The sequence below is a fragment of the Pantoea sp. MBD-2R genome (genome assembly GCF_039134845.1).
Classification (GTDB): Bacteria; Pseudomonadota; Gammaproteobacteria; order Enterobacterales; family Enterobacteriaceae; genus Erwinia.
The window spans coordinates 1769861-1791653 of sequence record NZ_CP152417.1 but is presented as its reverse complement, the minus strand read 5'-3'; the positions used below and the strand labels follow the sequence as shown (position 1 = coordinate 1791653).

Sequence of the window (21793 nt, the reverse complement as noted above, 5' to 3'; positions counted from 1 at the left end):
TATTATTACGCATGGCAAATAAACTGAGTGAGCGTCTTCTGTGAAGGCTGCCTCTGACGACATAAATATCGCCGGGCAAAACCCGGATAGCATCACATTTCCCGCTAGTTTCACCACAAAGGGTGAAATGTCGTCTAAAGTTTGTTTCAGGGTCAATAACTTACAGATCATCCGATTGGAAGAGGGAGAACTACTGATGCAGAGAGTTAAGCAAACTCAATGGAAAGCCGCGCTGGCACTGCCGTTGCTGGCCGTTGCAATTGCTCAGACAGCCTGGGCGGCCCCTGTTGAAACACAGCAACGTATGTTGAGCGACGCGCCTCAGCCACCTGATATTCGTCTGGGGCCACTGTTTCACGCTGTACAGGCGGCAAAACTTTACCCTGACCAAAAAACCTTCGCGGATGCTGTACCAAAATTTAATCCGAGCTCGATCCTTGCCGACTGGCAGATGCAACGGAAGCAGCGCAACTTCGATCTGCATCATTTTGTAAATGCTAACTTTTCGCTGCCGGTGGCAGGTGAAACCTACGTGCCGCCTGCCGGGCAGAGCCTGCGTGAGCATATTGATGGCCTGTGGCCGGTGCTGACCCGCTCGGCGACTCAGGCTAACCAGTGGGATTCCCTGCTGCCGTTGCCCAAACCCTACGTAGTACCCGGCGGTCGTTTTCGGGAAATCTATTACTGGGACAGCTATTTCACCATGTTAGGCCTGGCTGAAAGCGGCCACTGGGACCGCGTGCAGGATATGGTGGACAATTTTGCGTCCCTTCTCGATAAATATGGCCATATTCCTAACGGCAACCGCAGCTATTACCTCAGCCGCTCCCAGCCGCCCTTTTTCAGCTTGATGGTTGACCTACTGGCACAGCATCAGGGAGAGAGCGTCTACAGCAAATATTTGCCGCAGTTGCAGAAAGAGTACGACTACTGGATGGCCGATGCGGATAAGGTTACGAACGGTCAGGCCAGTAAGCGACTGGTAAAACTGAAAGATGGCACGTTGCTGAACCGTTACTGGGATGCGCGTGACGTACCGCGTACCGAATCTTATATGGATGATATTGCTACAGCGGACAAAGCCTCCGGGCGAAATAAAGCTGAACTGTATCGTGATTTGCGTGCTGGCGCGGCTTCCGGTTGGGACTTCAGCTCCCGCTGGTTTACCAAACCGGACGATATTTCATCCATACACACCACGCGGATCCTGCCGGTGGATTTGAACGCCCTGATGTTCCATCTGGAAAAGACGCTGGCACACGCCAATACCGTTGCTAAGCATAGTGATGCCGCAAAACAGTTTGATGAGCGCGCCAGCAAGCGTCAGCAGGCGATCAACCGCTATTTTTGGGACGATAAACAGGGCTGGTATGCAGACTATGACTGGCAGAAAGCGACCCTCCGCTCTCAGCTGACGGCAGCCACGTTGTTCCCGCTCTATCTTCAGGTTGCCACCGAGGATCAGGCTAACCGCACCGCATCGGCGGTACAGACCCATCTGGTGAAAGAAGGTGGCCTGGTGACGACCAATATCAATAATGGTCAGCAATGGGATGCACCGAACGGCTGGGCGCCGCTGCAATGGGCGGCAGTTGAAGGTTTGAATCATTACGGCAAACAGGCGCTGGCAAAAGATATTGGCATGCGTTTTCTGCAAAATGTGCAGCAGACTTATGACAAGGAACACAAGCTGGTAGAAAAATACGTGGTGGAAGGTAAAGGTCTGGGCGGCGGTGGCGGCGGCGAATATCCGTTGCAGGACGGCTTTGGCTGGACCAATGGCGTTACGCTAAAACTGATGGATCTCTACTGTCCGAAAGGGGTGGTCTGCAATAACGTGGGCGATATCCCTAAAGGTCAATAACCCTTTTCAGGCGGCTCAGCGCCGCCTGAAAACGCGTTTCCCTTCTTCGGCCGGAAATTATCGGAAAAATCACCGATTGCCTGCCTTGCAAGAAAAGATAATAATTCTCATTGCGATTATCATAATCCTTACATTTCCGTTACTGCGCGGTAATCTGGCGTAGACGGGTTTTATTTATCCGCATTCTGAAGGGAAAAATAATGAGAATGCCTTTTACTCAAAAGCGTTCCGTCCTCCTCTGTACCCTCGCGCTGGCTTCACCTGCTTTTGCGGCTCAAACCCTGGTGGTGACTGCCGAACCAACTGAAACCGCCACAACGCCCACCCTCGGCTATACCGCCAAAACCAGCCAGGGCGCGATGAAAACCGATCGCCCATTGATTACAACCGCCCAGTCCGTTTCCGTGGTGACTCGTCAGCAAATGGAAGACCAGGGCGCAATGGATGTGAATCAGGCGCTGAATTATACGGCAGGTGCATTTACTAACTTCGCGGGTGCGGCAACGCGTTACGATACGGTGTCATTACGCGGTTTTCATGGTGGCGACGTCGACAACATTTTTTTAGACGGTTTGCGTCTGATGAGCGACCCCGGCAGTTATAACGTGTTGCAGGTCGATCCCTGGTTCCTTGAACGCATCGACGTCATCAAAGGCCCCTCTTCGGCGCTGTATGGTCAGACAGTGCCTGGCGGTCTGGTAATGGAGAGTTCGAAACGACCGCAGTTTAGTCAGGAAGGTCATTTCCGCGCTTCGACCGGCACCAATAACAGCAACAGCACCGGCTTTGACTACACCAATGCGATTAACGACCAGTGGGCATTCCGCCTGACGGGTATTACCCGCAACAGCGATACGCAGTACGATCATACCCGTGAAGAAAAATATGCCCTTTCACCCTCCCTGCTCTGGCAGCCGGATGAAGATACCTCGCTGTTGTTACGCGCCTATTTACAGAAAGATCCCTCTGGCGGCTACCATGGTGCGGTGCCGGGTGACGGCAGCATCACTGAACACAACGGCCGCAAGCTGAGCAACGGTTTTTACGACGGTGACAGTTCGCTGGATCGGTTTAAACGTCACGAACAGCTCTACAGTCTGGAATTTGCCCACCGCTTTAATGACACCTGGGCTTTCCGATCTAATGCCAGTTATACCCATTCGAACGTCGATCTCGATCAGGTTTATCAAATCGGTTGGGATAGCGCGAACCCCGATCTGCTCAACCGTTATTACTCCGGCTCACGTTCTTCTCTCGATGCGTTTGCGCTGGATAATCAGCTGGAAGCCGATTTTGCTACGGGCGACGTGACGCATACCGTCGTGCTGGGCGCAGAATATCATCAATACAAAAACACGCTGAGCGATGCCAGCGGCTATGCGAATCAGCTGAATGCGCTAACCGGCGAGGCCGTTGGGCCGGCTGTCAGTAATCCGTTCTCAGATTCGCAACGACGCTATTATCAGACGGGTGTTTACTTACAGGATGAGATGATCTGGCAAAAATGGCATCTGGATGTCTCAGGCCGCTACGATCGCATCGTGTCGCAGACGAAAGATAACTCAGCCAATACAAAATACCGCCGTCAGGACGATCACGTTAGCGGACGCGCGGCGCTGCTTTATGCTTTCGACAACGGCCTCTCTCCTTATGTCAGCTACAGTCAGGCGATTACGCCGCAGTCGCTTTCCGGTGCCGATCAGAACCTGCTGAAACCCACGACGGCCGAGCAGTATGAAGCCGGGTTGAAATATCAGCCGCCGGGCAGTGCCGATCTCTACTCGCTGGCGCTGTATGATTTGACGCAGAAAAATGTCGGAAGCCGCAACGTTCAGTTCTCCTACTATGAGCCGGTGGGGAAAGTGCATTCGCAGGGGATTGAACTGGAAGCACACAACCAGCTAACGCCAAGGCTGAGTACGCTGGCCAGCTACACGCTGAATCATGTGCGTTACATAGATGCGACGGACGGTAATGACGGCCACACGCCTTACGTCACGCCGAACTCTCTGGCTTCTGCATGGGCAAAATACCAGCTGGATTACGGTATCAGCATTGGCGCTGGCGTGCGTTACATCGGTAAGCAGTGGGCAGATAATGAAAACACCACTCGTCTGCCCTCCGTTACGCTATTTGACGCCTCGGTGCGCGCCGATCTTTCTGCCTGGAACAGCCGCCTGAAAGGTGCCTGGGTGCAGGTAAACGCCAATAACCTGACCGACAGAGAGTATGTCTCGGCCTGTTACGGCACGGGCTATTGCTACTGGGGCGCAGAACGCTCGGTAGTGGCTACCGTTGGCTATGATTTCTGATTTCGCGGCAAAAAAAAGGGAGACATTCGTCTCCCTCATTCAAATATTATGCAGGTCAGCTTCTGACTTTACGGTAGATCCACAGAACCACGATGGCACCGATCACCGCAACGATAAAGCTGCCGAAGTTGAAACCATCAACTTTACCAAATCCGACTAAAGTACTGATCCAACCGCCTACTACGGCACCGACAATACCCAGGATTACCGTGATGATAAAACCACCGCCATCTTTCCCTGGCATAATCCATTTAGCAATGATCCCGGCAATCAAACCAAAAATGATCCATGACAAAATACCCATTTACTGCTCCTTTGTTTGTTAAAATCAGACGCAAAGAGTATAGAGCAAGATTCTAACTCCGTGATTTAAAGCCAAACTTTTTTCAATTTTTTTTTAAAAAACCTAAAGCGTCACGTGTGAATGCCGATAATTGGTCGTATCACCGCCAGGCGCGCGTTTTTTGACATTCAACTGGAGTCGAATGTGAAAGAAGAAGAAGACAAAGAACAGTATCTCAAGCGCGGTCCGCTGGCCGTGCTGGCAGTTTTAAAAAATCTGCTAAAAAGTCAGACCCCCATTATGGTTTCCCATGCCCGCGGTCAGTTTATCACCCGTTTGCTGTATGCCGATAAAGAACGTCTGGTTGTCGATCTGGGCAGTAATGATTACGAAAACCAGCTTGCGCTGGAAACCGCCGATTTGCATCTGACGGCCGAAACCCACGGTGCAAAAGTCGAGTTCGCCCTGAGCAAACTGGAAGAAGAGCGCTATGACGGTCTGCCCGCGTTTGGTGCCGGTCTGCCCGACGAACTCTTGATGATCCAACGGCGTGAATATTTCCGCGTTTCCGCCCCGCTCGACCCTATTTTTTACTGCTACGTCAAGTGGCCGGACGGCAGTGGCGAAGGCCGGATGCGTCTGCAAGATCTCTCGCTGGGCGGCATCGGCGTGCTCAGCGATTCCCCTATCCCGGAAACGCTGGAGGGTGGGGAAAGCTTCAAAAACCTGCGTGTTGAGCTGGGGGAATATGGCCGTTTTGAAGTGGATGCGAATCTGATCAACGTCGGTCAGCGCAGCGTGGTGGGCAATAAAAATGAAACCGTGGTAACGCCCCGCCTGAGCTTCCGCTTTTTAACGCTGAATTTTGCCCAGGAACGGCTGTTGCAACAGGTTATTTTTTCGCTGGAAAGGCTTGCTCGCGAGAAAGCGACCCGCTTCCAGTAACAACAATCAGGGCCGCTTAAGCGGCCCTGTGCAGACTGATGACAAACTCAAAGCGCGGGGAGCACAGGCCTGGAACAACGCGTCCTGGGCCATGGACGCCCCTGTTTCAATCAGATAATCCGATCTTTTAACACCATTTCGCCTTTCAACTCTTCCGGCGTTTTCAAAAACGGCGTGAGTACGGCGCTGAGAATATAGAGCCCGGCGTAAATACTCAGCACTCCGCCCGCTCCCCAGCTTCCGTAAAAAGCGCCCGCAATGGCAGGCGCCAGGAACGCACCTAATCCGGCCCCCAGGTTCAGCACCGACATTGCCGCCCCTTTATTGTCCGGCGCCAGCAGCGGAAACAGTGCCGAAAGCGGGACATAGCCAGCCATGGTAATACCGCACAAACAAAGCACAAACGTCATCAGCCAGAAGTTATGCCCTGCCATCTGCGGCACCAGCCACACCAGCATCAATACCAACGCGTAACAGACGCCGCCAACCCACATAATCGTATTCCGCCAGCCAAATTTATCGCCAAAAAAGCCGAAAAACAGATTGGCAAAAATCGCCACGATAAACACCGCCGACCACATGTGCAGCCATTCGGTTTTGCTGTAGCCGAAATCCATCAGGTAGAGCGGCAGGAATACCGCCAGACCGTACTGGGCAATGCCGTTAATCGATTTCACTACCAGCCCGATGGCAATACGGGGCCGTTGCAAAATGGTAATCCCCATCATCAGCTCTTGCAGATTAAAGGGATGGATTTCATCCGGCGGCACCTTATCACGGTTAACCACCACCGCGAGAAACGCCCCCACCACCACGAATACCACGCCAGCCCAAAGCACTTTCATTTCGCCCATCACCGGCAGCGCCACTGATGAAAACCAGGGGCCGATGACGCTCAGCCCCAGCGAGAAGGTAAACCAGAACCAGCCCACCGCCGTCGCCCGCTTTTCAAGCGGAGAGCTGTAGTTAATCCACACCAGGAATGAATAGGCAAACAGCGGATAGCCAATGCCACGAATGGCGTAAAACGGCAACATCACTGCCATATTCATCTGCGGCAGGCCATAACCAATGAAGCCGATGCTGCCAATAAAGAAGGTGGCCAGCCCCCAGAGCATCACTTTTCGCGGTCCCATCGTTTGCACCAGCACGCCGGAAAACCAGGCGGCCAGCGTGACGGTGATGCCATAAAAGGTCAGCAAGAACGACGCGCCAGAGACGCTCATGCCTTTACTGACCAGATAGAGGGAGATCCAGGCCTGTTCGACGCCATCGCCGACCATAAACAACGTCAGGCCAACATATCCCCAGAACAAATTGGCGGGTAAACCCATTTTTTCTAACATAGCGCCTCCTCAGCGTAACCTGCGTTACGCTGGCGGAAAGATATCGGTAAGGTAGTGAGTCAGATCGTAAAGCGCCGCGCGGAGTCCGTTATTCGTTATTGCCTGCAATCAGCGACAGCAGCATTTTTTGTACGCGGATGGCATCCTGCGACTGGATAATAGATTCGATTTCATTGATGGACAGCTTGTCGATATAGCCGGCGAGCAGCTGATACATCCTGATATTTTGTTCACATTCCGCCACCGGGTTTTCACGGCTTGGGAAGGTATCAAAATAGACCAGCCCGTCGAAATTCACTTTTTTCGCATAATAGATATATTCCAGCGTTTGCATCAGATGTACAGAACCCAGCATCAGACCATCATCAAAATGTCCGTAGCCGTCATTCAAATGAAAGCCAACCAGCTTGTTGCGCCGCGCTGATAAAAACAGCGAAAAGGCCGGATTCTCTTTTTTCATGATCATATGACAGAAATCGAGCGTAATGCCCAGGTTGGGCGCGCCAACATCGTCAATCAGCATCAGCGTGGACGACACGTCGCCAATCAGTGAAAACGTGCGCGGTTCATAAGGCTTATATTCGAAGCTAAACGTCATATCCGGATGTTCAGCGGTAACGCGCCGCAGGCACGCCACTACGTTGTCGTAAGCACGGGTGTAATCCAGCTGGAAGGGATAATCAAAACCGTCATTGGCAAACCACAGCGTCACGGTGTTTCCGCCAAGTATTTTACAAACCTCAGCCGCTTCAAGCGTAATCTGCACGGCTTTTTCGCGCAGGGCCGCCTCCGGGTTACTGAATTCGCCCTCGGCAAAATCTTTCTGATAGCGTAAGGCAATACCCCCCACTTTCAGTCCAACGGCGGCAATGGTTTCTTTAATTTGACCAACGTCCTGATTAATAAAATGCTCAGGGTAATTCAGCTCAATATGCGTCAGGCCTTTTACCGTAGCCATACGCTTAATTAAATCCAGCGTGGTTAATTTATCCTGACCGCCATATAAATCAGGGCGTGATTTAAAAGAGTTAATTCTGGATGAAAATTTCATATTCTTTCCTCGGTGTGATAGCGATGAAACATTCTATGAACCACCGCTTAAAAAAAGAAAGCAGAATATGAAAGCGTTACCGAAAGTTTTTTTAAGGTGAGTTTTTAACGGCCATAATTTTACTCTTAGTAAAATGAGTAAAATATATGAGTAAAATTAACACTTTTATTGTGAGCCAGTTAACACTTTCCTGTGCAGCGGCTGTGCTACTGTCAAATACTGCAACGGCTCGCCACGTTTTGACGGAACTTAAAAATGATTCAGCAAAAACTCAATGGTAATGAAATTGTGCTTCTGGCACGAACGTTAGCGCCCTCTTTAGGTAAAAAAGAACGGGCTATCGCGCGCTTTATTGAGAATAATCCGGATACGCTGGCCAAGACCTGTATAACCGACATGTCGAAGTTCTTAAAAGTTAGCGTTTCCAGTATTACTAAAGTCGCCAAGAAATTAGGCTTTACCGGTTTTCATGAGTTGAAAAGCCATATGGCAATTGTTGTCGATCGCGACGACGACTACTTTCAGTCCTTCCCTGAACAGAGCGGCAGCTCCCGGGCGATTGTTGAAGAGTCTTTTCTCAGCGCTATCCTTGCGCTTCAGGATTCGCTGGCGACGGTCAATATGGAGACTTTTAATCAGGTCGTTGAATTAATAGCCAACGGACAGGGGCAACGAAAAATTATTCTTGCAGGCTGTGGAGGGTCGGGGGCAATTTGTGACGACTTCCATCATAAATTATTGAAGATTGGAATTTTTGCTAACGTTTATCACGATTCCCATTTGCAGCAAATGGCGGCTTCGTTAATGCAGCCAGAAGATATACTGTTAGGCGTTTCGCATTCCGGGAAAACCACCGACATTATTAATATGATGAAAACGGCAAAAGACAATCAGGCAAAAACGATTTGCCTGACCAATTATCTTAACAGCCCGCTAAGCCGCATGGCAGATTACGCACTGGTTTCCGCCGTACGTAATAACCCTATTACCGGTGAAAATGCATCAACCCGTATCGTGCATTTAACTATCCTCGATGCATTATTCACGGTTGTCGCCCATAAACGTAGTCAGTTAAGCCAGTCGAATCTGCAAAAAACACGAAATTCTATTTTAACCAAAAGAGCGTCTGATTAACCGGGGGAAATTATGCAATATGATGTGCTGGTCGTCGGTAGTTTAAATTACGATATTCTTATTCAGCAGGATCGTTTACCGCAGCTGGGTGAAACCTTTACCGGTAATGCGCTGATGACGATGCCCGGGGGAAAAGGCGCTAATCAGGCCGTTCAGTGCGCTCGCCTGGGGCTGAGGGTGAATATGGTTGGCTGTGTCGGTCAGGACCTCTATGGTCAGGAGCTTATCCAGTCGCTGGAAAAACACGGTGTTCAGACCGCCAATATTAAACGCAGCGGTACGTCAGGCGTAGGTATCGTTCAGATCCTGAGTGAAGGTGACTATTGCAGCACCATCATCAAAGGCGCTAACTATCTTATTGGCAGTAACGATATCAGCCCGGCCTTTTTTCAGCATGCTCCGCTGGTGATCCTGCAATCTGAAATTCCAGAAAGCGTCGTCAATGATGTCGTTGAACAAGCCTCTGCGCACGGTTGCCCGGTGCTGCTGAACAATGCCCCTGCGCGGCATATCCATGAGGCGGTGCTGAAGAAGGTCAATTACCTGGTGATCAATGAAACCGAAGCCGCATTGATGACGGGTGAATCGGTGACCGATGTTGAAGCCGCTCGCCGTGCTGCCGGACAGCTGTTTGAGAAAATTAACGGCGTGGTCATCATCACGCTGGGAGAAAAAGGATCGGTGGTGAAGTCAGCGTCGCTGCTCCAGCATTTTCCGGCCTCGCCCTGCAAGCAGGTTGTGGATACCACCGGTGCTGGCGACTCATTTATTGGCGCACTGGCTTATAACATCGTCCAGGGGAACGCCCTTCAGGATGCCATCGGTTTTGCTTCACGCGTGAGCGCACTCTCGGTGCAAAAATATGGCGGGCAAAGCTCGTTTCCTGCATTGAGTGATGTACAGGGTGCCTGTCACGTTACACCAGCCTGAAAAGCGAACCGGCATGCGAGGCATGCCGGATAACATCAGATGGTGCGGTAAGCCGTCGTGACCTTCCACAAATAACGCGGTGCCTGCGCCGCAGGATGCTTGTTTTGCACATGCTGATAAAACTCTTCCGGCGTCATTGCGTTGATCATGGCAATAGCCCGATCTCTGTCACGCGAGAAAGTGCGAAGCAGTGCGCCAGCCCCGTTGGCGTAAGAGACTATCGTGGCGTAGCGTAGCGTTTCCGGGTTACGGATGCCTGCCAGCGGCTGTTCCTGCAAAATTTTCAGGTATGCCGTGCCGATGTTGATGTTTTTCACCGGATCGCGCAGCTCTGAGTTCGTTGGCTGCCCGTGACGTCCCTGCACCCGATACACTTCACGCCCTGCGGTGGAAGCTTTAATCTGCATCAATCCAATGGCATTCGACTTGCTGACTACCGTTGGATTGCCGCCCGATTCGACCGAAATAATCGCATCTACCAGTTTCTGATCGATGCCGTAATTGTGTGCTGCATCCTCTGTAAACAGCGACCAGGCCTGTGCGACTTTGTGCGGCGGCGCTTTGGTTAATGGCGTTTGCTGCTGATTGTTAGCCTGTTTGTGTGACTGGCTGGCGCACCCTGCCAGCAAAAGCACACTTAATATTGCAACTGTTTTCACGCTTCTCACGCTATATTATTCCTCTGAGCCTTAGCCTCGCGCTTTATCATAGCGGCTGCCTGCCTGGAAAAAATTACCGTAACTCTGAATTTCACGCCAGCACTGATGACTTCAGCCAACCTTTTCGTCATCATCAGGCGTATTGGACCGTCAGTGACATAAAATAATTCACTTTGGGACGTCAAAAATTCGCTACGGCGCGACCAGAGGCGAACAGCTTACTCATCCTCTTACAGGATCTTATTGAAACATGGCTAATCTTTAACCAATGGAGCGAATAAAGTGAATATTATGTCCGTTTCTCCACGTTCTTTTCATCTCATCGCTCCTTCCGGCTATTGTCAAAATCAGCAGGCCGCGCAGCTTGGCGTGCAGCGCCTGCGCGATCAGGGTCATAAAATCAACAACGTGCAGGTCATTTCACGTCGCGATAGCCGTTTCGCCGGGAGTGACAGTGCGCGTCTGCAAGATTTAGAGGATCTGGCACAAGAGGATTTACAGGCAGATATTGTGATGCCAGTGCGTGGCGGCTACGGCGCGACCCGCTTGCTTCCCCACTTCGACAGCGCCCGGCTGACCGCCCGCCTGCGTGAGCAGCCGATGGCAATTTGTGGCCACAGTGACTTTACGGTTATTCAGATGGCGCTGTTGCAACAGGGCGCGTTTACTTTTAGCGGCCCGATGCTTGCCGGTAATTTTGGCGCTGAGACATTGTCTGAATTCACCATTGAGCACTTTTGGCGCGCCCTGACTTCGCCTAAATTAACGCTGGAGTGGCAAACGGAGCCGCAACAAGTTTCCGTCAGCGGAACGGTATGGGGCGGCAATCTGGCCATGCTCGCTTCACTGGCAGGAACCCCCTGGATGCCGCAGATTCAGGATGGCATCCTGGTAATAGAAGATATTAATGAACATCCGTTCCGGGTTGAGCGAATGTTGTTACAGCTGGCTCAACAGGGCGTTTTGGCGCGGCAGAAAGCCATTGTCACCGGCAGCTTCACCGGTGTAAAACTCACCGAATACGATAACGGCTACGATTTTGACAGCGTGTGGACACTGATACGGCAGATAACCGGCCTGCCGATTGTTACCGGGCTGGAATTTGGTCATCACTGGAATACCGTGACGCTGCCGCTGGGTGCGCAAGGGCATTTACAGGTGAACGGAACAGCCGGTTCGCTGACGTTATCAGGTCATCCTACGCTGCGTTAATTTTCAGGGAGCACGCATGAAGCAGTTGTATGAGGATCTCTGGGTCTCTACGCCGGAGTTTCCACCTGATGAACAGGATCCAGAACGGATGATGCATGGTTTTTTGCTCGCGCATCTCCGGGGTAACTTACTGATTTCAAGAGTTGAAAATCCAGATGATCACCAGGCGATTGATGACCTTGGCGGCATCATTCGTCACTATCTTACCCACTGGCATGAAGCCGGCCCGGGAACACGTATTTTACAGCAGCGTTTTAATTCAGCGCTTTATTGTCACAATCGTGCGCTGGGGCCGATCAGCCCCTTCGCCGAAGCAGACGATACGTTTAACCAGGCGGAAGTTCACTGTGGCAGCTTCCACGTCGTCCCGACGCCGGGCCATACGCCGGGTAGCACCACCTATTTGTATGCTTCTCCCTTTGGCAAAACTTACCTGTTCGTTGGCGATACCATCAGCCTTTATCACGATCGTTGGGTCACGGTGCGGGTGCCGGAAAGTAACGAAGCTGATTTAAAAAAGACGCTGGAGTTTTACCGGGCGCTGCGGCCGGATGTGGTGTTGATGGGCACGACGACCGGGCATCTCTCCTGGCAGGAAGTGACCATGCGGGAATGGCTGGCGTTACTGGATGAAGCGGAAAACACCCCGCTGGATTTACGCCAGCGGCCAGGAGAGTAACCTTTGGACGGGGCAGCCCAACGAAAATGCGATTATTGCGCATGGCCGCTACCGCATTAAGAACGAGTAAGTATAAGAGGCATAAGATCTTTATAATTGCTTATTAAGCCATCAGGATTCGACGTTGCCGCTGGCATCGGTACGCTGCAAGGTGACAGTGCTGTTTTCCCGCTCGCCTGTCCGGTTACACGACACCAGATTTTTTTCACCGCTGTAGGAGAAAAAAGTTTCACTGTCCGTTTTATTCACGATCATTTGATCGCCATTGCGAAACAGCACAATAGACACTTTGTCGCCGTTGTCGGTTTTTGACTGCTGCGTGCCGGAAGCAATCTGGAAGTGATCGCCTGCCCACATCACCGTCGTTAGCCCATACTGAGCGTTACTGACGGTCATGGTTGGGCGGCCAGGGCAGGTAATTTGGAACTTGCTGTTCAGTAAAGGCGGCGAGGCGTCGGATCCCCAGGCAGCGAAAGTGGTGCAGACAAGCAGGCTTCCAGCAGCGATCAGGCGATACATGAGCAGGTTACTCCCGTTATTTTCTTATAAATTGGCTTATGGCAGACGAAATGCCTGGCGCAACATCCTGCCCCTCTCGCCGCCGCCTGACAATCGGAACATCCCTGGACTGCCGCAGGATAAATGGCGCAACGCCGTGAGGCCTTGCCAGATAAGCCATTTTGCTGCCCCCTAAACAGAATTTTCATTGAACACGCGGCGAGAATACTGTATTTTTATCCAGCATCTTTAACCAGGATCCCCTCATGTTTGTTGAACTGATTTATGATAAGCGTAACGTTGCTGGCTTACCCAATGCGCAGCAGCTGATTTTAAGCGAGCTGGAAAAGCGTATTCAGCGCGTTTTTCCTGATGCAGAAGTGAAAGTGAAGCCAATGCAGGCGAATGGCGTAAAAACCGATGCCAGCAAAAGCGACAAATCAGTAATGTTGAGAATTATTGAAGAAATGTTCGATGAAGCCGACCAGTGGTTGATCTCTGAAGAATTTTGAATCAGATCGCATTCCTTCAGCAAATTAACTGAATAAACGCGGTTTTTTTGTCTTTTTTTCTTTGCATTTTGCGGCCAGCATGCCAGAATTTAATCATTAAGTTTCCCTGGTGTTGGCCCGTAATGTTCCTTTTGCGGGCATTTTTTTACCTGAAACTCAATCTTTCCTGATATCTTTCACCGGCTTCTGACGCTTTCCTGACGATTTTCTGACAATACACTGCACCAGTGAGTCCGGTCCTCTCCCCTTTCCTGCCGCAAGCGTTGCTTTGCCTAAAGTTTTTTACCGCAAGGCCGAAGATCTTTGAAAGCGGAAGAGGCAGAGGAAGTGAGCATGACGATTGTTTTTATCCCGTCGCTGGCAGCATTGCTGATACGAGCGGAACGGCAGAAGGGAAGCTTGTTAACACAGCAGGAAGTGGAAGAGGTACGTGATAATGCGACCTGTGTTTTTGTACCGGATAATATTGCGCGGCATTTAGAACCCTCACGCGGATACAGTGATATCGATCCGCTGAACTGCTGGGAGCAGTGGGCTTCTTATCGGGCCGTTAATCTGACATAAACGGCCCGATCTCATGCGTTATTACGCTTTGGCGCGCTCGCTGATTTCGGTGTAAAGCAGCTCATAAACCTGTGCCGCATAGGCTGAACCGTCCCGCAACATCTGGATGGCATCCTCCAGCGACTCAGGCTCCATTTGACCCACAATTCGCCAGCCTAAAGCGATATTTTTCGCTTCTTCCAGTCGTTCCAGACTTTGTGCAATGGACGCAGCTTCAGACACAGAATTCTCCCGATTTGAATTTTGGCCCTATTTTACGGATGAAAGCGCTGCCAGCTCAACCCTTGATTTCACCGTGCGCGCTTTTTTTACGCATTTTAGCTGTAAAACACGGCTAACTCGGTTGAATAAGGCTTACAAAGAGAAAAAAGCAGAATATTCCTGGCATAAATAGTCGGTTAAATCCCAAAGGATAGGCTACTTGCCACCGGGAAACGATCAAAAAGCCATATATTTCATAATGCTCCGATAACCACCAATAACATTTAACTTAATTTAAATTAACAAAAACACAACCTTTAGCGGGGCGCGCCCGTGAAAAATCAGCAGAAAATGTTGTTAAAATTTTGAGTACCACTCTTCCGCAAGGTCTGTATGGTCATTGCCGCGCTTTAAATCCGTGGAAAGAAACCAGCAGACGTTCACCCCGGGAGGAGCCAGATTCAAGACCTGGACAAAGGTTGACAGATCCACTTTATAACCGAGTTAACAGACGAATTGTCACCTACAGACCTTGCGGAACCTTCAGTTTTTCTTCGGAGGACGTAGTACTGCCAGAATTACCGCCACATTACCTTTTGACCGAAACACCGCTGCGCCAATAATTAAATTGATGAGCAGTGATGACCAGCTTGTATGATCGTAATGATCAAAAAAATAGCGGAATGGGATCGATCCATAGGCAATGACGAGCAGATAGGCCAGCCATGAAGCCCACCATTGATGATGTGAGCCAGGCTTACGGAAAAACATTATCCGCAGCGCAATGGCTGAACACGTCACAACGTTGGTGATAACCAGCGGATCACTTGTGACCATGGAAACCTCCTTTAAAGCGCGCCAGCCAGGATCCGGGATCTTGCTGACTAAAGAAAGTTAACGTTTTGATTGCCAATGCAGACAGCAGCACGGCTCCCAGACCGTCGAGCGGGTGTTCACTATAGCCTAAAAGATCGGCCAGTTTAGCCCCGGCCAGTCCGGCTCCAAAAACCCCGACAATCCAGGAAACGATAAAATAGGCCGCCCGCACCAGCAAACTTAAATCGGCTGCGCCCGCGACATAAAAAACAGCCCCGGCGAATGCACCAAACAGCACGCTGTAATTTATGCCTCCTAAATGGCTCACCACACTCGCTCCTGATGAAGATACTGCCCCAATGCTAATTGCAATCTCATGAACGAACATAGAGCCCCCTCTTGCTTCAGCGTCTTCTCAGCATTTGAGAAACAAAAAACCCGGCAGGGCCGGGCAAAAAAGCCATCTCACCGTAATGTAGTGATTGATGTTATTACCTTAGCCTGCTAATTGCGTACGCGTGAGCGCTTTATAAAATTATTTATGGAGCTGATTCTACGGAATTAATAACCGCATATTTTCGTATGGTGCAATAATAATCCGCCCTGATAGCTTTCTTTATATTGGATAAAAGAATGGCGTCTTCCTGCGCCACAGCAGTCTCTGCCGCTGTCAGGGTAAGCGGCTGGCTGACGGCCGCGATACGCGTACGCAGCGGGCCATCAGAACGGCAACGGATATGACCAGGTTTTTATCAACTTTTCCCCGTCGCTGTCGACAGATTATGGCGTTATAGCGAAGCACTTCAGCATTGATGGCTATCTTATAAAACTGGCCGTGCGGCCGGAAAGCAAAATTTATTGGAAGCTGCGATGACGTGAAACAACGTTTGTCTCATCCCACGCTGCTACGCTGACGCCCCCAAAAATCCGCTAAATGGCTTTGCGTGAATCGCGATAACTAACGACAGTTTTGGAGCAGCTAAATGGAAGTCGAATTAAATAAATCCCTCAAAGAACGCATTTTTCACTCCATTCTGTTCGAGGTATTAGCTAACATAATTATTGCTGTCGGACTATCATTGGTTTTGTCGGTACCCGTCACAAAATCAGCCGTCCTGGCGGCATTGTCAGCGGCGACGGCCATGCTGTGGAACGGCCTTTTTAATCGTGTTTTTGACAGAGTTCAGCAGCGAAAAGGTTTCAAAAGAACCCTGAACGTCAGGATTATCCATGCGGTGCTTTTTGAAGCGGGCCTCATCAGCGTGCTGATGCCGGTGGCGAGCTGGTGGTTCAGTATCTCGTTAATGAAAGCCTTTTTTTTGCAGATTGGTCTGGTTGCGTTTTTTCTTCCGTACACGATAACATTTAACTATCTGTATGATTTTATCCGGTTTTACTGGATCAACAGAACCAGGATAGTCGAGGACTGACAATGCTTCGAGGCCTTTTGTACGTGTGCCTTGCTTTAGTCGTAGTACTGCTGATTTTTTGGGTGTTTACCTCCAGCCCATTGATGATAAAAGTTGAAGATATGCTGTTCGAAATCGCGACCTTCATTTTGCGACATCGCGAAGAATAATTTTTGCGTGTCGGTAACGAAAGAGGTGCCTGTATGTCACACCATTTCAGCCAACAACCCGCCATGCTTCATCTGCTCTGTGGGAAAATCGCCTCCGGTAAATCCACTCTGGCCAGAAAACTGGCCAACGCGCCGCTAACCGTGTTGTTAAGCGAAGATCGCTGGCTGGCAGCGCTCTACGCTGACAGGATGACCAGCGTTGCAGATTACGTTGATTGTTCCGCACGACTGTGGGAAGCGATAAAGCCGCACCTGACTGATTTACTGAATGCTGGCGTCTCGGTGGTGCTTGATTTCCCGGCCAATACCCTCGCCCACCGCGAAGCCATCAAAGACATCATTATCACGTCAAACTGCCATCACAGGCTGCACTTTCTTAATGTGCCCGATGCCACTTGTAAAGCACGCCTTCTCGCCAGAAATCAAAACGGTGAGCATGATTTTGAGGCTACCGAAGCACAGTACGATTTAATCAGTCGCTACTTTGTCACGCCTCAGCCTGACGAAGGGTTTTCCATCATTTATTACGATGCCAGTGGAGAAAAACGGTGAGGAAGGCATGAGAACCCGACGCGCGCGACCGGAAGAAGCCGAAGCCTTGTGGCGCATACGTAACCTGGCTATCCGCGGAGGCTGTCGTGAAGCCTATGGCGATGCAGCAGTAGCGGCCTGGACGCCGGATAAGATGCCGCCGGGTTTCGTTAGTGCGATCGTCCAAAACCCTTTTTTTGTGACGGATGCGCCGGATCAGGCGATCCCGGTAGCAACGGGCTTTCTGGATCTGCAAGCGCACAGCGTAGAAGCGATCTTTACCCTGCCCGACTATATGGGTTTTGGCTACGCCACCGCTATTTTGCAGGCTATTAAACAAGAAGCGCTGGCGCGCGGTTTTACCACCTTAACCCTGGCTTCAACGCCGAACGCCTGGCGCTTTTATCAGCATCAGGGCTTTCGGCTGGTTAAAAAAGCCGTCTATCACTCGGCCATGGCGGGTGAGCTGGCCTGCATGAAGATGGTAATCGATCTTCCTGAATAAGGTTTTCTGTCCTTCCTCCGTTAAATCTGCTTACATTATGATTTGCTAAAAAACCTATTACTATCAGCTATTTAATTAAAAACCCTTTCTCTTTACCTTGCGCTTCCGGCTGAGACTGCCAAAGTTATCGGTAACAGTTAACATGCAACAGGAGGTTAAAATGGCTCGTTTTCAGCAAAAAGTCGTTGTCGTGACCGGCGCAGGATCGGGTATTGGCCAGGCGGCCGCAAAACGTTTTGCCAGCGAAGGCGCTTCGGTGGTGCTGGTAGGGCGTACAAAAGAGAAGCTGGAAAAAACGCTGGCAATATTGCCTCAGGGTAATCACCTTGTCGCCCCGTGTGACGTGGGTGAAGCGGAACAGGTACAGGCTCTGTCACGCCAGGTGCTGGAAAAATATGGTCAGGTTGACGTTCTGCTTAATAACGCTGGCGTGATCGTGCAGGGACGAATTCATGAAGTCTCCCTGGATGACTGGAAAAACCTGATGAAGGTGGATTTGGATGGGGTTTTCCACTGCGTCCACTACTTCATGCCCGCGCTGCTGAAAAGCAAAGGCAACGTCGTGAACATCTCTTCTGTTTCCGGGCTGGGTGGCGACTGGGGAATGAGCGTCTACAACGCAGCGAAGGGGGCTATCACTAACTTTACCCGTTCGCTGGCAATGGATTACGGCGCCGATGGCGTTCGCGTTAATGCAGTGTGCCCGGGCTTTACGCTTACCGATTTAACGGAAGAGATGAAGGATAATCAGCCATTGCTGAACAAATTCTATGAGCGGATCCCGCTGGCGCGAGCAGGCCAACCAGAAGATATTGCTGATGCCATCGCTTTTATCGCCAGTGACGATGCGCGTTATATTACCGGCGTGAATCTGCCGGTCGATGGCGGAATTACCGCCTCTAACGGTCAGCCGAAGCAGGCCTGATCCCACCGGTCAGGACAACGCTACTGTTGTTCTGACCGGGCAACCGGCGCGAAGTCAACCGGGGCTTTTATACCGCCCTATTCATTACGATGATTTTCGCGCCATGCCTTAACCATTTCAGCCGTCACCTCATTTTTATAACAAATGGGTGATGCGCCGCCAGGCTTACTCCATGCGCTGCGTCCACCGCAGCGACTGCCGTTTCTCGCTGAATTATAGGGACAGGCGCAGGCGCCGGAATAATCCGCTACTGACTCATCGATAATTTGCTGCTTTACTGCGGCATCGGTTAATTCTGCTGGCTCTTTAGCCACCGCCAGTCCCGCAGTAAGAAAATAACAAACCGCTAATCCAGCATAAAATCCGTTTTTCGCGTGTACCATATCGGCCTCAAATAAGAAAAGTGAAGTACGCTTTCTTTGTATAGATGAATTTATAACCTTTTGCTAATGAGACATTCGTCTTAATAGTGGATGCGTAACGCGCTTGCTGCTAATGAACGAATGCTTCAGCCTTGAATTAAATGAAATTTTGACTACGCTTTATTTCGTTACTTCACTTTCAATCCGGGGGATATCGTATGAAGCATTACACTAAAGGTCTTATTGCTGTTTTAGCCGTTGTTGCCTTATCAGGCTGTATGCATCGTAGTAGCGCCGTCGGTAACGATGGACGTCCTCATGCGCCAGGCGGTCAGCAGGCACCCGGCGGCACCTTAGGCGCGGGTCCGGTAGGACAGCCGCAGTCGTAACTGACCAAATCTTTGCGCTTTTTTCAGGCTAAAGGTCAGTTAAATATCCGGCCTTTAGCCTGCCAGTAATCATCAGATAACCCGCTTCAACCCACCCGATCCACCATCAGGGATGTGCTTTTTGTATTTTTTGCAGAACATACCAGGGGCCGGTTACCACAACGTTTTCCCCCTGCCTGTCGAGGTAAATACGTTGGGAACGAAATTGCAGGATTTTCAGTCCCGGCGGTTGGTAATAGCCACTGTCTGTTTTTTGATAACGGTATTTCTTTAGTACGGGTATAAACGCCTGCTGGTTTTCCGTCAGTTTTATCTGCGAAATACTGCTGTAGCGATAAGTAAAAACTATGCCGACAACGATCCCAATCAGCCCGCCATGACCATTGCCGCGGGAGAAGAGCGGCAAAATGTTGGTGATGAATATCGCGAAGAAAAAAACCGTCCCCAGGCAAAATATCAGTTTCAACGGGTCTCTTTTGACCTGCTGCAAAAAATGTAGTCGTTTAACATCGGTTTTTTTCAACGAATGAGCATCCTTGACCAATAAATAACAATGTTTTGAAAAATGAACGGCGTTTATTATTAAATAGAATGGGGTTATTTACCAGATAATGCTGACTGCCCGTCACGTTATCAGATTTCTTCGGCACAAAATTTGTTTTACTGATTATCTCCTGCCAGCTTTTTTGGAAAAGCCTCCAGCAGCCAGGCAATAAATACCCGCAGACGCTGCGTTACGTGTCGATTTTGTGGATAAACCACGTGAAAAGGATAAGCGGCAGGCCGCCATTGCGGCATCACTTCCACCAGCAGGCCGTCACGCAATGCGGCATTAGCTGCATAAGTAAACGTCTGAATAATCCCCAGGCCGGCAATCGCTGTCGCCAGATGCGCATTGCTCTCGTTAACGCCCATACGCTGATCGATTTTGATTTCAGTTTTGATGCCGTCACGTTCAAACCTAAACGGAAAGGCTTTGCCGTTGTGCGGTGAAAGATAGCTAACCAGCCGGTGGCCGTTTTTAAGCTCTTCCGGATAAGCCGGAATACCATAAAGCTTCAGATAGGCGGGCGAAGCACAGGTTATCAACGTAGCGAAACCAATATGCCGAGCGATCAGCGAAGAATCATTTAGCGGGCCGCCACGGATCACACAGTCGATATTGTCGCCAATCAAATCGACGGCACGATCGGAGACGCCAAGCGTGAGATAAATATCAGGGTAGCGCGCAACAAACTCAGGCAGCGCGGGAATAAGCACGTCGCGCATCATCGATCCGCCCACATCGATGCGTAGCTGCCCGCTCGGCTTATTCCGCGCAATATCAAAGCAGCCGTCGATATCCTCCAAATCCCGCAGAATACGCGAGGTTTTCTCATAATATTCCTGCCCTTCCGGCGTAACCGTGACGCGCCGGGTTGTCCGTTGCAACAGTCGGACGCCAAGATGCGCTTCCAGCTCCTGAACCAGCTTACTCAGGGTAGCGTTAGGCATGGTGAGTGAATCTGCGGCTCGCGTAAAATTTCCCGCTTCCACTACGCGGGCAAAAGCCCGTATCGCCATTAACTGATCCATATCTCACTCCGGGTTAGAGATTCGATTATCCACCTGTGTGAATAGTCATTTTCATTTTACACCGTTTTTCCGCATCGGTTTCAGGACTACTGTTCTTTCATGCCCTGTAGAGCGTGGCAATGTCTTTCAGGGGTTGAAATCAACGTTTAATGACGAGGAAATGAAAATGAATAATCCATTAAGTGGAAAAGTTGCTCTGGTTACCGGCGGCACCACCGGTATTGGTCTGGCAGCGGCTAAAGAGCTGATTGCTCAGGGCGCAAAAGTCTTTATCACCGGTCGTCGTCCGCAGGAACTCGATAAGGCAGTCGCCCTTCTTGGCTCCGCAGCAACCGGCATTCGTGCTGATGTCTCTAAGCTCGGTGATTTGGACGCAATGTACGCGCAGATTGCCAAAAGCGTCGGCCACTTTGACATTCTGGTTGCCAACGCGGGCGGCGGGGATCTGTCGCCGCTGGGTGCCATTACCGAAGAGCATTTTGACACGATTTTTGCCACCAATGTGCGCGGCCTGGTTTTTACCGTGCAGAAAGCGCTGCCATTGCTTGTCGATAACGCCTCGGTAATTCTTACCGGCTCGACCGTTTCCGTTAAGGGTACCGCAGGTTTTAGCGTCTACAGTGCCAGCAAGGCTGCCGTCCGCAACTTTGCCCGCAGCTGGGCGCTGGATTTAAAAGATCGTGGGATCCGCGTCAATGTGGTCAGTCCCGGTCCGATTCGTACGCCGGGTCTGGAAGGGCTGGTCGCCGAAGAGAGCCGACAGGGTCTGTTCGATGCGCTGACGGCTCAGGTTCCGCTTGGTCGCCTGGGCGAACCGAAGGAAGTTGGCACGGTTGTGGCGTTTCTCGCCTCTGATGCCGCCAGTTTTATCAACGCAGCAGAGCTTTTCGTCGATGGTGGTCTGGCACAGATTTAAGCTGC

Annotated in this window: 26 protein-coding genes; 15 read left to right on the top strand and 11 right to left on the bottom strand. The window is 50.7% G+C overall.

The genetic code is table 11. From position 1 onward, the window contains the following. Positions 1-196: 196 nt before the first annotated feature. Together treA and AAGQ96_RS08385 are read left to right on the top strand one after the other, a co-directional pair. Positions 197-1864: an alpha,alpha-trehalase TreA gene (treA, locus tag AAGQ96_RS08390; RefSeq protein WP_342755254.1), complete on the top strand. Its 1668-nt coding sequence runs from the start codon at positions 197-199 to the stop codon at positions 1862-1864. 200 nt (positions 1865-2064) lie between these two features. Then, entirely contained in the window at positions 2065-4176 is a 2112-nt protein-coding gene (locus tag AAGQ96_RS08385; protein ID WP_342755253.1) for a TonB-dependent siderophore receptor, read from the top strand. Positions 4177-4231: 55 nt separating this feature from the next. On the opposite strand, the gene AAGQ96_RS08380 is transcribed toward AAGQ96_RS08385, so the two are convergent. After that, complete coding sequence (locus AAGQ96_RS08380) at positions 4232-4480, bottom strand: GlsB/YeaQ/YmgE family stress response membrane protein (protein WP_147197084.1); 249 nt, start codon at positions 4478-4480, stop codon at positions 4232-4234. Between the two features lie 171 nt (positions 4481-4651). Here AAGQ96_RS08380 and AAGQ96_RS08375 point away from each other — a divergent pair, with 171 nt between their 5' ends. After that, positions 4652-5404, top strand: a complete 753-nt coding sequence (locus AAGQ96_RS08375; protein ID WP_254446350.1) for a flagellar brake protein — start codon at positions 4652-4654, stop codon at positions 5402-5404. 110 nt (positions 5405-5514) lie between these two features. Here the strand turns inward: AAGQ96_RS08375 and AAGQ96_RS08370 are convergent, their stop codons facing one another. Both AAGQ96_RS08370 and AAGQ96_RS08365 read right to left on the bottom strand, forming a co-directional pair. Then, positions 5515-6750 carry an MFS transporter gene (locus AAGQ96_RS08370; RefSeq protein WP_342755252.1) on the bottom strand — a complete coding sequence of 412 codons (1236 nt, stop codon included), beginning with the start codon at positions 6748-6750 and terminating at the stop codon, positions 5515-5517. 88 nt (positions 6751-6838) lie between these two features. After that, on the bottom strand, positions 6839-7801 hold the full coding sequence (locus AAGQ96_RS08365) for a sugar phosphate isomerase/epimerase family protein (RefSeq protein ID WP_342755251.1): 963 nt from the start codon (positions 7799-7801) through the stop codon (positions 6839-6841). A 255-nt stretch (positions 7802-8056) separates the two neighbouring features. Between AAGQ96_RS08365 and AAGQ96_RS08360 the strand changes: the two genes are divergently transcribed. Next, complete coding sequence (locus AAGQ96_RS08360; protein WP_254446325.1) at positions 8057-8935, top strand: SIS domain-containing protein; 879 nt, start codon at positions 8057-8059, stop codon at positions 8933-8935. 12 nt (positions 8936-8947) lie between these two features. Then, positions 8948-9865, top strand: coding sequence for a ribokinase (locus tag AAGQ96_RS08355; protein ID WP_342755250.1), 918 nt, complete (start codon positions 8948-8950; stop codon positions 9863-9865). A 35-nt stretch (positions 9866-9900) separates the two neighbouring features. On the opposite strand, the gene emtA is transcribed toward AAGQ96_RS08355, so the two are convergent. Beyond that, on the bottom strand, positions 9901-10533 hold the full coding sequence (gene emtA, locus AAGQ96_RS08350) for a membrane-bound lytic murein transglycosylase EmtA (protein ID WP_147197073.1): 633 nt from the start codon (positions 10531-10533) through the stop codon (positions 9901-9903). A gap of 282 nt (positions 10534-10815) precedes the next feature. Between emtA and ldcA the strand changes: the two genes are divergently transcribed. Then, positions 10816-11736, top strand: a complete 921-nt coding sequence (ldcA, locus tag AAGQ96_RS08345; RefSeq protein ID WP_342755535.1) for a muramoyltetrapeptide carboxypeptidase — start codon at positions 10816-10818, stop codon at positions 11734-11736. A 16-nt stretch (positions 11737-11752) separates the two neighbouring features. Then, positions 11753-12415 carry an MBL fold metallo-hydrolase gene (locus tag AAGQ96_RS08340; protein ID WP_147197071.1) on the top strand — a complete coding sequence of 221 codons (663 nt, stop codon included), beginning with the start codon at positions 11753-11755 and terminating at the stop codon, positions 12413-12415. A gap of 111 nt (positions 12416-12526) precedes the next feature. On the opposite strand, the gene AAGQ96_RS08335 is transcribed toward AAGQ96_RS08340, so the two are convergent. Then, positions 12527-12934 carry a hypothetical protein gene (locus tag AAGQ96_RS08335; protein ID WP_342755249.1) on the bottom strand — a complete coding sequence of 136 codons (408 nt, stop codon included), beginning with the start codon at positions 12932-12934 and terminating at the stop codon, positions 12527-12529. 245 nt (positions 12935-13179) lie between these two features. Between AAGQ96_RS08335 and AAGQ96_RS08330 the strand changes: the two genes are divergently transcribed. Further along, entirely contained in the window at positions 13180-13425 is a 246-nt protein-coding gene (locus AAGQ96_RS08330) for a DinI-like family protein (protein WP_147197068.1), read from the top strand. A gap of 333 nt (positions 13426-13758) precedes the next feature. Continuing rightward, entirely contained in the window at positions 13759-13989 is a 231-nt protein-coding gene (locus tag AAGQ96_RS08325) for a hypothetical protein (RefSeq protein ID WP_342755248.1), read from the top strand. A 21-nt stretch (positions 13990-14010) separates the two neighbouring features. Here AAGQ96_RS08325 and AAGQ96_RS08320 read toward each other — a convergent pair whose 3' ends face one another. The 3 genes from AAGQ96_RS08320 to AAGQ96_RS08310 all read right to left on the bottom strand — a co-directional run bounded on the left by AAGQ96_RS08320 (position 14011) and on the right by AAGQ96_RS08310 (position 15394). After that, positions 14011-14211 (bottom strand): hypothetical protein, encoded by a 201-nt coding sequence (locus AAGQ96_RS08320; RefSeq protein ID WP_342755247.1) that lies wholly within the window; start codon positions 14209-14211, stop codon positions 14011-14013. Positions 14212-14733: 522 nt separating this feature from the next. After that, on the bottom strand, positions 14734-15027 hold the full coding sequence (locus tag AAGQ96_RS08315; protein ID WP_342755246.1) for a phage holin family protein: 294 nt from the start codon (positions 15025-15027) through the stop codon (positions 14734-14736). Continuing rightward, positions 15014-15394 (bottom strand): putative holin, encoded by a 381-nt coding sequence (locus AAGQ96_RS08310; protein ID WP_147197061.1) that lies wholly within the window; start codon positions 15392-15394, stop codon positions 15014-15016. The genes AAGQ96_RS08315 and AAGQ96_RS08310 overlap by 14 nt, the downstream gene beginning before the upstream one ends. 595 nt (positions 15395-15989) lie before the next feature. Here AAGQ96_RS08310 and AAGQ96_RS08305 point away from each other — a divergent pair. The 4 genes from AAGQ96_RS08305 to AAGQ96_RS08290 all read left to right on the top strand — a co-directional run bounded on the left by AAGQ96_RS08305 (position 15990) and on the right by AAGQ96_RS08290 (position 18546). Next, a complete protein-coding gene (locus AAGQ96_RS08305) occupies positions 15990-16436 on the top strand; it encodes a PACE efflux transporter (protein ID WP_147197058.1) in 447 nt (148 codons plus the stop codon). Positions 16437-16618: 182 nt separating this feature from the next. Then, complete coding sequence (locus tag AAGQ96_RS08300; protein ID WP_147197056.1) at positions 16619-17137, top strand: ATP-binding protein; 519 nt, start codon at positions 16619-16621, stop codon at positions 17135-17137. Between the two features lie 7 nt (positions 17138-17144). After that, on the top strand, positions 17145-17621 hold the full coding sequence (locus tag AAGQ96_RS08295) for a GNAT family N-acetyltransferase (protein ID WP_147197054.1): 477 nt from the start codon (positions 17145-17147) through the stop codon (positions 17619-17621). A gap of 160 nt (positions 17622-17781) precedes the next feature. Continuing rightward, positions 17782-18546, top strand: a complete 765-nt coding sequence (locus AAGQ96_RS08290) for an SDR family oxidoreductase (protein ID WP_147197052.1) — start codon at positions 17782-17784, stop codon at positions 18544-18546. Positions 18547-18623: 77 nt separating this feature from the next. On the opposite strand, the gene AAGQ96_RS08285 is transcribed toward AAGQ96_RS08290, so the two are convergent. After that, positions 18624-18929 carry a hypothetical protein gene (locus AAGQ96_RS08285; protein ID WP_147197050.1) on the bottom strand — a complete coding sequence of 102 codons (306 nt, stop codon included), beginning with the start codon at positions 18927-18929 and terminating at the stop codon, positions 18624-18626. A gap of 197 nt (positions 18930-19126) precedes the next feature. Here AAGQ96_RS08285 and AAGQ96_RS08280 point away from each other — a divergent pair, with 197 nt between their 5' ends. After that, positions 19127-19297, top strand: coding sequence for a hypothetical protein (locus tag AAGQ96_RS08280; protein WP_168199605.1), 171 nt, complete (start codon positions 19127-19129; stop codon positions 19295-19297). A gap of 106 nt (positions 19298-19403) precedes the next feature. Here AAGQ96_RS08280 and AAGQ96_RS08275 read toward each other — a convergent pair whose 3' ends face one another. Then, on the bottom strand, positions 19404-19763 hold the full coding sequence (locus AAGQ96_RS08275) for a hypothetical protein (RefSeq protein ID WP_147197048.1): 360 nt from the start codon (positions 19761-19763) through the stop codon (positions 19404-19406). Between the two features lie 194 nt (positions 19764-19957). Beyond that, a complete protein-coding gene (locus AAGQ96_RS08270; RefSeq protein ID WP_342755245.1) occupies positions 19958-20872 on the bottom strand; it encodes a LysR family transcriptional regulator in 915 nt (304 codons plus the stop codon). Positions 20873-21038: 166 nt separating this feature from the next. Here AAGQ96_RS08270 and AAGQ96_RS08265 point away from each other — a divergent pair, with 166 nt between their 5' ends. Then, the gene (locus AAGQ96_RS08265; RefSeq protein ID WP_147197044.1) at positions 21039-21788 is read left to right on the top strand and encodes an SDR family oxidoreductase; all 750 of its coding nucleotides are present in this window, start codon (positions 21039-21041) and stop codon (positions 21786-21788) included. Positions 21789-21793: the final 5 nt, after the last annotated feature.